Source organism: Allotamlana fucoidanivorans, assembly GCF_006265225.1.
GTDB lineage: Bacteria > Bacteroidota > Bacteroidia > Flavobacteriales > Flavobacteriaceae > Allotamlana > Allotamlana fucoidanivorans.
Genome location: NZ_VDCS01000006.1, coordinates 37,070 through 52,146 on the forward strand (window position 1 = coordinate 37,070; position 15,077 = coordinate 52,146).

The following is a 15,077-nucleotide window of genomic DNA, read 5'->3' on the forward strand; positions in this document are numbered from 1 at the left end:
ATTTAGTTTTAGTTTGTGTTTAATTATTTGTTAACTCTAAAGGTTACTAGGATGGGTTTATGATCAGAAGGATAAACGCCATTAATATTATAGTCTAGCTCTTTATAACTTTGAGCTTCTACATTACCTTTAAATAAAATCCAATCTATTTTGGTATCATGTATTGTATTAGGGTCTTTTAAAAATTTGTCTTCACCCACAAATATTTGATGTGGTTCACTTTTAGGTTGACAATTAAAATCACCCATTAAAAAAATAGGCTTGTTATTTTCCCAACTACCAAATTGATACAATTCTTCAAGTTTTTCTTTGATCATTATGGCTGCGTTTAGCCTTCCTAAAGGCTCATGACCATTAAAAAAATGCGTATTAAAAACGTAGAACTCTTTGTTATTCTCCCAGTGTCCTCTATAATCTTCTGGATACGGGTAGCCTACTTCTTCTTCTGGAATATTTTTATAAGCTAACCTCACCCATGTCACTATTCTAGGGTTTATATCAGGCCCACTCCCTAGTACTTCAGGTGTTTTTGATAAAGCAAAACTGTTTAACTCTCTTAAACGAAACTTGTCTCGCCTATAAAAAATAGCCATGTGCTCATCATCATCTCCACCTTGTCTTCCTTCACCTACCATAACATAATCTGGCAATTGCGCCTCTAAAAAGTCTATTTGTTCTTTTAACCCCTCTTGGGTGGCGATAACATCTGGTTGATACTTGTTAATTAAATCAACTTGCATATCTCGCCTGTCCCTCCATAGAGGATTGTAGTTAGCACTTGCAAACTTTATGTTATAGGTCATTAAAGAGAGTTGTTTAGCGTCATTTAATTCATTACCCTTTTCTTGCGCTGAAATCGTTGCAAAAAAGAGTAACAGTAATGCTATTGCTAATACTATTCTTTTAACATCTTTTTCTATTCCGCTATTATTTAAACTGTTCAAAGTCATTAGTATTTGGGTAGGCTTGTATGTTTTCCCCATTCTTTATTAGGCATTGCTCCTAACACAAGTTTTAAAGTGGCGCCATCCATAATTTGCTTATGGGTAATAAAGGGACTTGTAATCTCTTTACCGTTTAAAAATGCTTTTTGAATATATTTTTTTTTCTTACTAGCACCTTCTGCCAAAACAGTAAAAGTCTTTCCGTTTTCAAGTTTTATCGAAGTTTTTTCAAATATAGGGCTCGTGATATCGTAAAAAGGTAGTCCTGGGGTGGTTGGATATAATCCCATTGAAGAAAACACTACAAAAGCAGACATTCCGCCACCATCCTCATCTCCTGGCACACCAAAAACATTATCTTTAAACCAAACATCTAACAAAAACCTTGTTTTCTTTTGTGTCTTCCAAGGCGCTCCAAAATAGTTGTATAAATAAGGGATGTGAAATGAAGGTTCATTACCCATAGAAAACTGTCCTACCATACCAGTGGAATTAGAACCGTCTAAAAAGAATTCATTCTTTCTCATACCTAAGGGTTCTCTAAACATTTGGTCTAATCTAGCCTCTGCTTGTTCCTTACCGCCCAATAAATTTATTAATCCTTGAATGTCTTGTTGCACATCCCAAGCATAAGTCCATCCATTGTTTTCATCATAATAATCTCTGTAACCTCTACCTCCTGCGGACTTAGGATTTATATCTATCCAATTCCCTTTATCATCCTTTGGCATAAACAGTTTATATTCATCACGCCATAATTTTTTATAATTATTTCCTTTTTCAGAAAACGCCTTTGCTTCCTTATTTTCACCTAATTCTTTTGCTAATTCACTTAACACCCAAAAATCAAAACTAATACCTAAAGACACCGCTACGGCTTGACGTTTCTCAAACCCATCCATGTTGGCAATAGTTTCCTTTTCTCCTGGATGTAAAGCGGGGTAGAAACCATTTTCATGGTAAAAATCATCTATAGTCTCTTTAGGATAGCCTTGTCGCCATGGTATAAATGTACCTTGGGTTAAATTTTTCTTAATACCTTGGTAAGCTTTTTCAATATCGTAATCTTTTAAACCCTTTCTGTAAGCATCTAAAAACAATGCACTTGAATGGTATGAATTCATACACATACTATTTCCATCAACAATTGGGAATGTTGGCATCCAACCGCTTTGCTCGTACATTTTCACATAAGAATCTAACATTTCCTCTTCCATACTTGGAGTTAAAATGGTTCTTAAGGGGTGATGCGCTCTATAGGTATCCCAAACCCAATCATCAACATAAAAAGAGCTATTACTTTTGTGTGTTTTATTGTCGTAGCCACTAAAATATTGGCCATATTCATTAATATCAACCATACGTTCATAGGTTCTGTAAAGCGCTGTATAAAATGCTCTTTTTTGTGCCTCTGTGCCGCCTTCAACTTGAATTTGATTAGTAACTTTATCCCATGACTTTTTAGCTGATGCTTGTAAATCATTAAAATCCACTCCAGATAGCTCTTTTTCTAAATTGATTTTTGCTTGCTCGTGGCTGATGTACGAAATTGCATATTTTAAATACACTATTGAATCTCCCTTAAACTGTATAAGAAATTTAGAGTTAGTGGTATCAACTTTATTTAATTGCATAGTTTCATTGTTTTCATTAACCAATAAAGCATGTGCATATACCTTAACTAGCTTCCTTTTAGGGTTGGTTCCTCTTGTAAGCTCTTCAACAGTTTCAGCCATACTAAAAGTGCCATTTTCATGTATTGCCAGCGTCATTTTATTAGCACCTTTACCTTTAAACATTAAAGTTTTAAGGTTTTGTTCAAGGAATTCAATTTTATAAATAGCCGCTTTTTTCCCTGGGGTAAAACTCACCTTTATATTGTCTTCAATAAGATACGTTTGGTAAAACCATGGGTGATATACCTCCAAATCATGATCTATTATCATGCTTTGATTTTGCGTTTTTTGAATATCATATCCAGAAAAGGCTTTCATTTGAATTGAACCTGGGCGCCTATGACTAATCACTTGCAAAGGAAATGCTTCTACTTCATCTGAAATATAATCCTTCTTAACAGGAAACATTCTGAGCATTTGATTGGGCTGATGCATAGTTGGATAAGTAGGCACCAAAAACCTAGATACATTCCCTATGGTAGGATCTATATACTTTGTAAAATCTTCCTGTCCCCATATTTTAGAAAATAAGCCAATACTGAACAATAATAATACGGTTAGTCTTTTCATACTACTTTTTCAAATTTTCTTGAAAGTTGTTATATATTTTTAATAACTCTTCTACTAATTCTGGGTAAGCCTGAGATAGGTTATTAGATTCAGTAGGATCCTCTTTTAAATTAAATAACTGAATATCTTTTTCGGGATAGACAGGTATAACACCAGGATAATTGGCAGGTGTAGCTTGTTCTGTTTGTGCTATAATTGTATTACCATCTGGTCCACGAGGGTCAACCCAGCCTGTAAAATCTTCAATTACAAATCCTGGAGGCCTTCTTATAAATAATTTATAATCTCCTTTACGAACAGACATTATATTATCTCCATGCATACTAAATACCGGAGCATGCTTTGTCGTTTTTCCTTGTAATAGAGCTGTGATATCTTGTCCATCTAAAACTACATTTTTTGGAGTTGCTACTTTGGCTAAAGAGCATATAGTTGGTAAAATATCTAGTGACCAAATAGGCACATTTACAGTCATACCCTTTGTGAATGCTTCAGGGTATCTCACCATCATAGGTACTCTAATACCGCCTTCCCAAGTGGTCGCCTTCATACCTTTAAAACCTCCCGTACTGCCACCGTACCAAGGCCCATTATCTGACATAAATATTATAATTGTATTATTTAATAGCTTTAGCTCTTTTAACGTATGCAAAACCTGTCCAACACCCCAATCTAACTCACGAACCACATCAGCATATAAATCGTTTGGTGTGTTTGGTGTATAAAATGCCTTTGATGCCGCTAAAGGTTTATGAGGCATAGCATGAGCCAAATACAAAAGAAAAGGCCCTTCCTTTTTCCGTGTTATAAAGTCAATTGCTTGTGCCGTATAGTCTTTTGTTAAATGTCTCTGATCTACAGGATACTGAACCGTATCTCTATCTCTAATAATTTGAACGGGACGCATATCATTTGAATACAAAATACCATAATACTCATCAAACCCTTGCGCTACTGGAAAAAACTTTGGGTAATGCCCTAAATGCCATTTTCCTATAGCTTTAGTAGCATAACCAGCGTCTTTAAAAACTTCGGCCATGGTTACCTCTTCTGGAGCTAAACCAATGGTATCTACTTCTATATGAGCATCTGGAGTAGGGTTTTTTATAAGGTCATGACGTAACGGAAAACGACCTGTTAACAACGAAGCTCTTGAGGGTGCACAATATGGGGTTGGCACATAAAAACTTGAAGCAACAACACCTTCTGCTCCTATTCTGTCAATATTTGGTGTTTTATAAATAGCTTGTCCGAAAGATGAAATATCACCGTAACCTAAATCATCTGTTAAAATAATTAGGACGTTGGGCTTCCTGTTTCCGCTATTTTTTCCGTCGTCTTGAGACTTGCATCCTATAAAACATAGGCATGCACACATTATTTGTATAAAACGAAAAAAACGGATGCTCATGATTTAATCTTTCTTAAATACTACACTTAAAAATCTTAATTTCTTGTTGGCATTTTATAGCGCAATGGAATCTCTTTTCGGAGCATTTTTCCTGCCTGCCCTGTTAAAAACAAATAATGATCTGATGGTACATTGTCATTACCTACAAAATGAGCATCTTTACTATTTGGCGGATCATTTAGTACAGGAATAATTGCTGTCCCTTCATCTACTTCATCAAACATGCCTATGTAAAGCATCTCTCCACCAGCTGCAATTGCATTATAAGCTAAATCCCAAAAAAACTTTCCTCCAACACGAGGAATAGCGCCGTATGACGTGTGTCTAGCCAGACCAGGATTTCGTTTTGATAAGTTGTGCCAGCTAAATCCTGCATACACTAAGGGCACATAGTCTACTTGGTTTTCTTTACACCATTTAATATCTGCCATTACGTGGTCTCTATATCGTATTTCATCTTGATGTAGTAGCGGCGTAAAACGTTGTACCATCCAAGGCAATACAATATCTGCAGAACGGATTACCTCATGTAAGTAAGGATCTGGCAAACAGTCTTTGTCTAACTCTCTAAAATAAGTAGGCACACCAAGCATGACTGAACAACCGCCATACTCTGGATCATTTTTTAAGAAGTCAATCAACCTATTAACGCCTATTTTCCTAATATCATAAGGTCTATCAGGGAAACCTAACCCCCAAATAGTTACTAAAGGTTTTCCATTGTGATGTAAATAGTTTTCGCTTTTTGTGACTTTTAAGTTATCTACAAGTTTTTTCCAGTCTTCGATAACATAAGAGCAATCATCCGTAGATGGATTTAATCCAGACAAATCATACATTACCGCTACGGCTCTATTATTAACTTCTGCTGCATTAATTGCATTCTTCAAAATAACGTCTTCAGATTTATTAGGGTCATTATAACGCTTTGCAACCCCAAAAAAACGTTGCATAAAAACACCATCAACTCCATAGTCTTTCATCCATTTAAAATGTAGGTCTGTTGTGCTTTTATCAAAAGAACTAAACACTCTTGCTTTGGTACCATCAGGAAACTTAAAACTAGTTTCATATGTTTTTTCATATTGAGAGACATCTGGCCAAAAATCAATGGTATTATGATCTTTATCAAATTTTCCATTAGCTCCATAATGCCCCCATTTAGAACCAGAACCATCACCTGGCGCTCTAAACCACCCCTGGTAACCAGCCATTACCAAGCCTTTATAACTTGGATATTTACTTATTCTCGTATGTTTATCTTGTGCTTGAAATGATATAGATACAAGCATACAAACTAGCCATAAATTATATCTTAAACTCATAAAATCTAATATTAGTTGAATAATGTTTTGTTTTCTAATGGCCCCATTTCAAACTCGATGGTACTCCCCTCTACAATGTCTTTATGAGTAAAAAAAGGTGCCTCTAAATCAACTCCATTCAATTTTAAAGATTGAACGTATAGGTGTTTTGGATCATTATTTTTAGCTACTACCGTAAATTTTTTACCATTGGTCAGGTTAATGGTGACTTTATCAAAGATTGGACGACCGATAGAATAGGTGTCATTTCCTGGGCTAAATGAATAGAAGCCCATAGCATTTAAAATATACCACGCAGACATTTGCCCACAATCCTCATTACCTGATAAACCATTAGGGTGATTAAAGTATAAGGTAGACATGATATCATCGGTTAGCTTTTGTGTTTTCCAAGGTTGACCAACAAAATTATACATGTGCGTAATATGATGACTTGGCTCATTACCATGAGCATATTGACCAATTAAACCAGAAATATCACTAGACACATGTTCTCCTTTAATTTCAGAACTGGTGGTAAATAATTCGTCTAATTTTCCAATAAATTTTTCTTTACCTCCCATTAGCTCTACTAGGCCATTAACATCGTGGGGCACAAACCATGTCCACTGCCATGCGTTGCCTTCTACATAATCATCTTTTCTATGCTGAGAGTATTTAGGATCAAAAGGCTCTCTAAACTCACCATTACTTTGAAGCCCTCTCATAAATCCTGTTTCTTTATCAAAGTACTTAAGGTAACGCTTAGAACGCTCCAAATAACGCTCGTAATCTTCTGTTTTCCCAAGGTCTTTGGCCATTTGAGCAATACACCAGTCGTTATAAGCATACTCTAATGCTTTTGAAACAGATTCATTTTCTAAATCTGAAGGAATATATCCTAACTCTTCATTGTATTTTTTAGCCATTGGAGATACTTTCTCCTTCACATCTTCTGAAGGAAACAAAATACCAGTATCATTATATGTTGAAGCATGTATCATAGCCTTGTAGGCTTTCTCTATATCAAAATCTCTAATACCTTTAAAGTAAGCATCAACAATTACAGGTATTGAATGGTAACCTATCATACAACCAGTATAATTCCCATTTAATTCCCATTTTGGCAAAACCCCTCCATGGTCGTACTTGGTTAATAATGTATTTATGAATGCATTGTTTTTCTCTGGCTGAGTGATGTTTAACAATGGATGAAAGGCTCTGAAGGTATCCCATAAAGAAAATACAGTGTAAATATTTTTGTCTGAAGTATATATTTTTTGATCCATACCTCTGTAACGTCCATCAACATCACTAAAAACATAGGGACTCATTCCTGTATGATATAAACTAGTATAGAAAATGGTTTTTTCGTCTTCACTTCCTCCTTCTACTTCAATTTGATCTAAATGCTTTTTCCAGAGGGTATGTGCCTCTTGTTTTACTCTATCGAAGTCCCAATCTCTTACTTCTTTTTCAAGGTTATTTTTAGCACCTTGAGCATCAACAGAAGATATCCCAACTTTTATTAACAAAGGTTCAGATTTATCGCCTTTAAAGTTAAGGACGGCTAACAGCTTTCTACCTGTTACTTCGTTTAGCGATTCTTGAGCTATTTTATCCTTGAACAACTCAGCATCAAACGCCTGGTTGAATTTTGCATAAAAATAAATATGCCTGTTTGGCGCCCAACCTTTAATGTGCTTATAACCGCTAATTTCTGTGTCACTCAACACAGTTATGGTACTATTTACCACATTTCTGTCGTGAACAGTATGATCTGTATCAATTATTAGCTTCTTATCGGCATGGTCTGGAAATGTATATTTATGAAAACCAACCCTTGTAGATGCCGTTAATTCAGCCTTAATACGATAATCTAATAATTTTACCGAATAATAACCTGGTTCAGCTAATTCATCGTCATGACTAAATCGGCTTCTAAAACCTTCATCTGGATTTTCAGGACTGCCTGCTTCTAATTTAGTTTTGCCTGTAAAAGGCATAAAAAGAAAATCCCCTAAATCACCAATCCCCGTTCCGCTAAGGTGAGTATGACTAAAGCCCTTTAAGGATCTATCAGTGTAGTGATACCCACCACAAGCATCCCAACCAGCTGTTCTTGTGTCTGGACTTAATTGTACCATAGCATTAGGTACTGTTGCACCCGGAAAAGTATGGCCATGTCCTCCAGTTCCAATAAAAGGATTTACATATTCTGTATTATCTTTTGAAATTGTGACCGCTTCTGAATGCCCTCTTTTTTCATCACAACTAGTAAAAAATAACGTTCCTAATAAAAGAACGCCCCATAGCTTGTTTTTCATAATTATAAAGTTGAAATTAGATTAATCATCACATTTAGATGATCAATTAACTGCAACCAAAATTAGAATCGTTAATTAATTTATGATGAATATTCAATTAATTAAGAGTTAATATTGCTTTAATTGAAGGATAAAAAGAAAAAACATGTAGTTCTCTACACAAGTAATTAATATTGTGTCACTTTATGGGATAGTTTCTTTAAAAAAAGCATCTTAAGAAAAAGTGTCGTACTTAAAAACCTATTAACCTGATAAACTTATGAGATATAGAATCCTGCGATACAGTCCAAAATCTAAATCCTAACGGTCTATTATCAAAATTTTTACAAGTTGTTTCTCCTGTTACTAACTGAATGTTTTTATAGGTATTAATAATCGTTTCATGTTTGTGTCCTGACAAATATGCTTTAACCTTGTTTTTTACTAATAAATTGAGAATCTCTTCTCGTTTTTGGATTGGAATATTAAAATATTCATCAGATTCATTAGGGGACTTGATATACAATGGATAATGTCCCACTACAAAAATATTTTCCTTTGTTTTCTCTAAACTATCCAATGTGTTCTTGAACCAAATATGATGCTGCTCTGATTCACTTTGAACCTCCACGTTCCATAGCTGTGTATTAACCACTACAAACGTAGATTTTTTATTTTTAAACTTATAATAATCTTTCCCTATCCTATTTCTATAATAAGTTAAACTTTTTTTATCAGGAACATTACCAACATCATGATTTCCAGCAGCCAGATAATACGGTATTCTAAATTTATTTACAATAGTTTTAAAATCGGCATACGAACTATCTGTGGCATTGTTAACCAAATCACCACAAACTATAGCAAAATCAGGTTTAAGAAGATTTATTTGTTTTACGGCTTGCTCAAATGTTTTTTTATCATGCGCATAACCTCCCATTCCTAGTTGTATATCACACAATTGAACAAAATTAAACGACTCTTGTTTGATTTGATGACATGACAAGAACCATAGCATAAAAATACTGACAGGTAATCTTCTCATAAATATCTAAATATTATGGATATCATTTCTTTTTCCAACCTGTAACTTGCATGATTTTATGAAACACCTCTGTATTCTCATAAATACCATTAAATATTTCTGCACCAGGCCCATAAGCGAAAACCGGAATTAATGTAGCTGAATGTCCGCCGTTTGAAAAAGACATTCCAACCTCTGAATAATCTCCATATTTAGACCCATCAGCTCCTTTTTTTATCTTCCCAGAAAGGGTAAAACCTCCTGTTTCATGATCTGAAGTAACAACTACCAATGTGTTACCATCTTTCTCGGCATAATCTAAAGCCTTGCCTATAGTGTTATCAAAATCAATCAATTCTGAAACAAGATAATCTCCATCATTTTGATGCCCTCCCCAATCAATTTGTGAGCCCTCACTCATAATAAAAAAAGGATGATTATCCTTACTTAAAAACTTAATAGCTAAATCTGTGGCATTCTGTAAAAAGTTCCCTCGTCCTTCTGATACCTTTGGCATTTCGTTAGATGCAAGTAAGTATCCCACTCTACTATACCTTTTTATATTTTCAAAATCTTCTAGCTGATTCGTATTTATATGGCAATCACTCAAACCATTAGAATCTAATAAATTTACACCATCCTTTCGCTTATTAAAATATTTCACACCACCACCTGCAAAAAAATCAACTTTAGATTTCGTTAAATCTAAAGCAATTTCTTCCTCCATATTACGGCTAACGGCATGGGCGAAAAAGCTAGCTGGTGTGGCATGTGTCAAAGAAGAAGTAGCTATAAGCCCTGTTTTCACTCCCTTATTCTGTACAATCTCAACAATTGTTTCTAGGTTAGTAGAATCATTAGCAACACCTATAGCTCCATTGTAAGTTTTTTCACCACATGAAAATGCAGTGGCTCCTGCCGCTGAGTCTGTTACATCCTGTACTAATGAGGATGTTTTAATAAGTCCTATATTATTAAACCTTGAATAATTTGGAACATCATCCTTAAAAAAAAATGATGATGAAATTTGAGATAAACCGGCCCCATCACTTATTAAAAGAATAACATTTTTTGGGCGTTGTATACATTTTTTTGATAAAAGTTCTTTTTTTGAAGCACATGACACAACAAACAAGCAAAAACCAATTAAACTAACTTTTACTAAACTATCCATTATTGCTTAATTATTTTTAAAAATATTTTTTTTTTAAACTTTACAACTAAAAGAAGGGGTTTTCACCCCTTCCAACTAATAAACTAAACAATACCGTTATCTTACTATAATAGGATAACAATACACTCAAAACTAAATAAAACTAACTCAAAACTTTAATCAACAGAAGGAGGTGCCATTTCTGCAGAACTACCCCACATTTTATTAGCTTTATCTCCCATTGTTAAAACCAAAACAGCTCCATCTATAATATCATCATGTGAAAACCAAGGCTTATTCCATTCTTTTTGATTCAATTTCGCTGATTGAATGTATTTGTTTTCCTGGTTATAATTTTTGGCTATTATGGTAAAATCTTTTCCATTTTCTAAATGAATTGTTGCATGTTCAAATACAGGGCTTCCAATATTATAAATAGGCATACCTGGAGTAACAGGATAAAACCCAAGTTGCGAAAACACTACAAATGACGTCATTCCGCCTCCATCTTCATCTCCAGGAATGCCCATTAAATCTTCTCTAAACCACTGTTTTAAAAGAGTACGAATACGCTTTTGAGTTTTCCAAGGTTGCCCTGCATAATTATATAAATAAGGAATATGCAATGATGGCTCATTAGCCATAGTAAATTGCCCAACATTACCTGTTTGATCAGGTAACTGAGCATAAAACGCATATTTACTTCTTCCTAATGGCTCTGCAAATGTACTGTCCAGATGTTTAACAAAAGATACTTTTCCTCCCATTAAATCTATTAAATCTTTTACATTATGCTGCACATCCCATCTGTAAGTCCAAGCATTATTTTCACTGTAAAACTTTCTAGCTCCCATACCACCAGAAAACTTATAATCAAAGGGTTCAATAAAGTTACCTTTGTCATCCTTTGGGTGAAAAAAATGAGTTTGTTGGTTGAATAGGTTTCTGTAATTAAAAGAGTTATCTAAAAAAATACGATAATCTTCATTTTTTCCAAGTTCTTTGGCTATTTGGGCTAAACACCATTCATCATAAGACGTACCCAAAGTAACTGCAACGGGTTGTCTGCTTTCAAATGTATGTACTTCTGGGACAGATTCTTCTTCTCCTGGATGCAATGCAGGAAAATACCCCTTCTCTTTATAAAAGGCATCTAATTCCCCAGCAGGCATTCCTGACCAAGGCGCTAGTGTTTTTTCGGCTATTCCATTTTTGCATGCTTCGTATGCTTTTTCAAGATCAAAACCTCTAAGTCCCTTTTTATAGGCATCAATTACTGAAGCTACACCATGATTTGAATTCATTCTTCTACTATCTCCTGTAACCTCAGGGAAAGTTGGCATCCAAAACTCATCCATTTGTTCTGCCATTAGTATGAAAGAATTTATAATATCCTCTTCTTTTTTTGCGTCAATTAAAATACGTAATGGATGATGTGCCCTGTATGAATCCCAAATCCAATCATCAGTGTAAAAGGGTCTTCCTTGGTCTTGATGAACACTATTGTCAAAAGCGCTGTAATAACGTCCATCTTCAGACAAACATACTGGTCGTTCAAAAGTTCGATACAAAGATGTGTAAAAAACGGTTTTGTCATCATCATTGCTTCCTTGAACTTCAATCTTACTTAATGCATCATTCCAAATGTTTCTCCCTTTTGTTCTTAAGGATGCTATATTTTCATCCAGAAGCTCTCTTTCAAAATTTTGTTTTGCCTGCTGTTCATCAATAAAAGAGATTCCATATTTAATATGTAATTTTTTTGTGTTTCTTGTAAATTTTAATACAACATTGGAGTTTTCATAGTTTTTACTCGATCTCTTTACTAACTCATTGTTTTTAAGTTCTAAAATGTCTTCAGGGTTTTCATCAATTGTCATATATAGATACACTTTAGTATCATTCTCTATGATTTGATAACCTGTTAACGTTTTACCATTCCAATTTATTCCGCCATTTTTTGAGTTGATTACTAGATAAACAAGATCATCTTTTTCAAAGTCCAATTCATAAATAGCAGATTGATGTGACACACTAAAATTAACAGATGTGTTTTGTTCATCAAGATAAACTGAATAAGAGTATGGTGTTATCTGCTCATTATCATAGCTATATCTAACTACTTCCTTTATGTCTTTTTCTTCTCCTTGAAACGGGCTTAAATTAAAAGCAGAACTTCCTCTATGACTGGTAATAATAAGAGGCAGTCCATCTAACAAATCTGAAGTGAAATCAGTTCTCTCTGGGTATACTCGCATCATACTATTTGGCAAATGGATAGTAGGATATGTAGGCACCAACAAATGACTAATATTACCTATATAGGGGTTAACAAAATCAACTAGCGTTTTATTTATTTTAGTATCATCTGAGACGGACCAAGCTATTAGAAACATAACAACTGCTCCACCAAAAAACAATGTATTTCTTAAGTATTTTTTCATTTTATATTTTAATCTCTGTCATGAACATCTTAACACCAGTAAAAAACACTGTTTATAAAATGTAAAATAATATCAAAATTCAAACTATTGACGATTTGGTTTATTAATGCTATAGCTACCTTCTCCATGAAACCAATTTGCGGCTTGCCCCGTTAACCATAAATAATAGTCAGAATCTAAGTCGTCTTCAATCCCTACATATTTAAATCTATTCTCTTCATTTGTTGGACCGTAACCATTTAATGGTACTTCTTTATTACGTTTTACTTTATAAATTGCTGTTCCCTCATCTACTTCATCAAACATGGCCACATATAAACTCTTAGCTCCAGATAACTTTGCACCAGCAACTTGCCTCCATAAAAAGTCTCCTCTTAATCTAGGAATATCATGGTATTTTTCAGGCGTTTGTTGCAAATTACCCCAGGTAAATCCGGGAAAAACTAATGGCACATAATCTACTTTATTGTATTCTGCCCATCTTATATCTTGATAGACATTGTCTGCATTATAGCTAGATGGTGAATTGTATCTTCCTACTGCCCATGGCATGATAATGTCAACCTTTTTTATCAAATTATGTAATCCTTGATTATTTTCTGTGTCATTTCCAAATGTTCTCCAATAATACGGCACACCTAACATAATAGACACTTTGTTTCTAGGCCCTTTTAATTTACCAACCAAACGGTCAACATCAATTGTGGTATACTTTCTATTATCGTTAAACCCAACACCCCATATAGACATTAATGGTTTCCCGTTATGACGCAAATAGGTTGGATGCTCAACATTATCAAATAAATTAAACTCTTGTACTAACTCATTCCAGTCTTGTTCTAAATAGGCTACTTTTTGGCTATCACATCCACTAAGGTCATACATCACACTTATAGCTCTATCATACTTTTTTGCAGCCTTTAATGCATTTGCCAACACTTTATTAAAGTGTCTTTTCCCTTTAGGATTTGAAGAATGAATTTCTACAACAAATCGTTGCATATGAACGCCATCTATATTATTTTCTTTCATCCATTTAAAATGAAGATCGATTGAAGACTCATCATATGGGCTATATAAATAGGCATCTGAACCATCTTCATATTTAAACGGCGTCACATACTTCTCAGTATATTCACTCATATCTGGCCACATATCAATACTTGAACACCCCGGAAAAAAACCACCGCATTTAGGGTTTTGATAATGGTACCAACCTCTATTAGAGTCATCGCCTTGAGCTGCAAACCAACCTTGGTAACCGGCCATTACTAAGTTTGTATAAGATGTATACAAACATCCTGTTTCATCATAAACAATCTCATCAACTGGAGGAGGTGTCACAATAACCTCATCATCATCTTCCTTTATATCTGCAGCGTCACTACTACTGCATGACCATCCTATGCATAAAAATAAAATGGCAACTACTGCCCTTTTCAAAATCTCGTTCTTTATCATTTCTTTTTTTTTACTATTAATCAATTTTAATAAAAGTGGCCTCTATTTAAAATTAAAAGAGGCTACTTTTATAAATACCTAAACTTATTACAGTGCTATTTCAACAGCTGGCGCATAATTAAATCTTGCATTTGCAGTATCATATAAAGCACCTATTCTGAAAAAATAAGTTTTACCTTCTTTCAAATCTATTTCGGCAGAAGTATCAATTGAAATTTCATACTCTTGACTAGGATCAACAATATTATTAATATCCTGTTCAGCTTTTACAAGTCGCATTGGTTCTCCAACATGTTTATCAGCACCTGCGTATAGCCCAATTTTGCTAACATTTGATACCCCAGTTTGCTCTAACTTAAACTTAGCGGTAACTATGGTTCCGTTCTTCTCAATAGAATAATCTTTAATTCTAATGTAAGGGGTAACAATTAAGTCTAATTTTGTCTGCCCTTGAATATCTAATACTATTGTATCTAGGGTTCTAAAGTTAGTTCTAATAGGTATTATTTTATATAAACCTGAAAAAAGTTTACTATTTTTATAAGTACCATCAACTTTATAAATTAGTCTTTGAGGTGTTGCATTTTCATAGGCTTGTTCATAAATTTCAATTTCGCCTCCGCGGATAATATCTTGCTCAACTAACTGGCCTGTTTGCTCATCAATAACACTCCCATACAACCCTGCATCAGGACCATCAAAATTGTCTAACTCACAAGAAGTAAACACACCTATTGAAAGCATTAGTAGTATAATATATCTGATTTTTTTCATCATAATTAAT

The 15,077-nt window shown here is 34.3% G+C and carries 10 protein-coding genes; all 10 read right to left on the bottom strand.

Translation table 11 applies throughout. The features are described 5' to 3' along the window. Nucleotides 1-23 precede the first annotated feature (23 nt). The gene (locus tag FGF67_RS07025; protein WP_158293192.1) at nt 24-950 is read right to left on the bottom strand and encodes an endonuclease/exonuclease/phosphatase family protein; all 927 of its coding nucleotides are present in this window, start codon (nt 948-950) and stop codon (nt 24-26) included. Further along, complete coding sequence (locus FGF67_RS07030) at nt 950-3,190, bottom strand: GH92 family glycosyl hydrolase (protein WP_139696159.1); 2,241 nt, start codon at nt 3,188-3,190, stop codon at nt 950-952. The genes FGF67_RS07025 and FGF67_RS07030 overlap by 1 nt, the downstream gene beginning before the upstream one ends. 1 nt (nt 3,191) lies before the next feature. Further along, complete coding sequence (locus tag FGF67_RS07035) at nt 3,192-4,568, bottom strand: sulfatase-like hydrolase/transferase (RefSeq protein WP_158293193.1); 1,377 nt, start codon at nt 4,566-4,568, stop codon at nt 3,192-3,194. 68 nt (nt 4,569-4,636) lie between these two features. Next, nucleotides 4,637-5,926, bottom strand: a complete 1,290-nt coding sequence (locus tag FGF67_RS07040; RefSeq protein WP_139696163.1) for a glycoside hydrolase family 71/99-like protein — start codon at nt 5,924-5,926, stop codon at nt 4,637-4,639. An 11-nt stretch (nt 5,927-5,937) separates the two neighbouring features. Beyond that, nucleotides 5,938-8,232 (bottom strand): GH92 family glycosyl hydrolase, encoded by a 2,295-nt coding sequence (locus FGF67_RS07045; protein ID WP_139696164.1) that lies wholly within the window; start codon nt 8,230-8,232, stop codon nt 5,938-5,940. A 232-nt stretch (nt 8,233-8,464) separates the two neighbouring features. Continuing rightward, nucleotides 8,465-9,256: a metallophosphoesterase gene (locus FGF67_RS07050; RefSeq protein WP_139696166.1), complete on the bottom strand. Its 792-nt coding sequence runs from the start codon at nt 9,254-9,256 to the stop codon at nt 8,465-8,467. Nucleotides 9,257-9,278: 22 nt separating this feature from the next. Next, entirely contained in the window at nt 9,279-10,409 is a 1,131-nt protein-coding gene (locus FGF67_RS07055; RefSeq protein ID WP_139696168.1) for an alkaline phosphatase, read from the bottom strand. 155 nt (nt 10,410-10,564) lie between these two features. Further along, a complete protein-coding gene (locus tag FGF67_RS07060; protein ID WP_139696170.1) occupies nt 10,565-12,832 on the bottom strand; it encodes a GH92 family glycosyl hydrolase in 2,268 nt (755 codons plus the stop codon). An 84-nt stretch (nt 12,833-12,916) separates the two neighbouring features. Then, on the bottom strand, nt 12,917-14,275 hold the full coding sequence (locus tag FGF67_RS07065; protein WP_233244026.1) for a glycoside hydrolase family 71/99-like protein: 1,359 nt from the start codon (nt 14,273-14,275) through the stop codon (nt 12,917-12,919). Between the two features lie 105 nt (nt 14,276-14,380). Then, nucleotides 14,381-15,070: a DUF3823 domain-containing protein gene (locus FGF67_RS07070; protein WP_139696174.1), complete on the bottom strand. Its 690-nt coding sequence runs from the start codon at nt 15,068-15,070 to the stop codon at nt 14,381-14,383. Nucleotides 15,071-15,077: the final 7 nt, after the last annotated feature.

What these genes read in the sequence shown, in the direction of transcription:
- FGF67_RS07045 (WP_139696164.1), bottom strand. Translation starts at nt 8,232, where the DNA reads ATGAAAAACAAGCTATGGGGCGTTCTTTTATTAGGAACGTTATTTTTT.
- FGF67_RS07040 (WP_139696163.1), bottom strand. Translation starts at nt 5,926, where the DNA reads ATGAGTTTAAGATATAATTTATGGCTAGTTTGTATGCTTGTATCTATA.
- FGF67_RS07070 (WP_139696174.1), bottom strand. Translation starts at nt 15,070, where the DNA reads ATGATGAAAAAAATCAGATATATTATACTACTAATGCTTTCAATAGGT.
- FGF67_RS07060 (WP_139696170.1), bottom strand. Translation starts at nt 12,832, where the DNA reads ATGAAAAAATACTTAAGAAATACATTGTTTTTTGGTGGAGCAGTTGTT.
- FGF67_RS07030 (WP_139696159.1), bottom strand. Translation starts at nt 3,190, where the DNA reads ATGAAAAGACTAACCGTATTATTATTGTTCAGTATTGGCTTATTTTCT.
- FGF67_RS07025 (WP_158293192.1), bottom strand. Translation starts at nt 950, where the DNA reads ATGACTTTGAACAGTTTAAATAATAGCGGAATAGAAAAAGATGTTAAA.
- FGF67_RS07055 (WP_139696168.1), bottom strand. Translation starts at nt 10,409, where the DNA reads ATGGATAGTTTAGTAAAAGTTAGTTTAATTGGTTTTTGCTTGTTTGTT.
- FGF67_RS07035 (WP_158293193.1), bottom strand. Translation starts at nt 4,568, where the DNA reads ATGTGTGCATGCCTATGTTTTATAGGATGCAAGTCTCAAGACGACGGA.
- FGF67_RS07050 (WP_139696166.1), bottom strand. Translation starts at nt 9,256, where the DNA reads ATGAGAAGATTACCTGTCAGTATTTTTATGCTATGGTTCTTGTCATGT.